The organism is Pseudomonas reactans, from assembly GCF_013387025.1.
Taxonomy (GTDB): domain Bacteria; phylum Pseudomonadota; class Gammaproteobacteria; order Pseudomonadales; family Pseudomonadaceae; genus Aquipseudomonas; species Aquipseudomonas reactans.
On the sequence record NZ_JACAQP010000200.1, the window covers coordinates 1 to 321 of the forward strand.

The 321-nt window shown below is 66.0% G+C and carries 1 protein-coding gene; it reads left to right on the forward strand.

The annotated features are described in order from the left end of the window. A partial coding sequence (locus tag HX793_RS30950; RefSeq protein WP_178905635.1) for an aminotransferase class I/II-fold pyridoxal phosphate-dependent enzyme occupies window positions 1-321 on the forward strand: 321 nt, incomplete at both ends.

Below are 321 nucleotides of genomic sequence, written 5' to 3' on the forward strand. Positions count from 1 at the left end.
AACCATGCGTCGCTGCTGGATGCCGGCTTGCTCTCGGGGGCGCGCTTCAACCGTTATTTGCATAACGACGCCGCCAGCCTCGCCAAGCGCCTGGAAAAAGCCACCGGTAATACGTTGGTGGTCACCGACGGCGTCTTCAGCATGGACGGCGATCTGGCCGACTTGCCGGCCCTGGCCCGTGAAGCCCGGGCCAAAGGCGCCTGGCTGATGGTCGACGACGCCCATGGTTTCGGCCCGCTGGGGGCCAACGGCGGCGGCATTGTCGAGCATTTCGGCCTGAGTCAGGAGGATGTGCCGGTGCTGGTCGGCACCCTGGGCAAG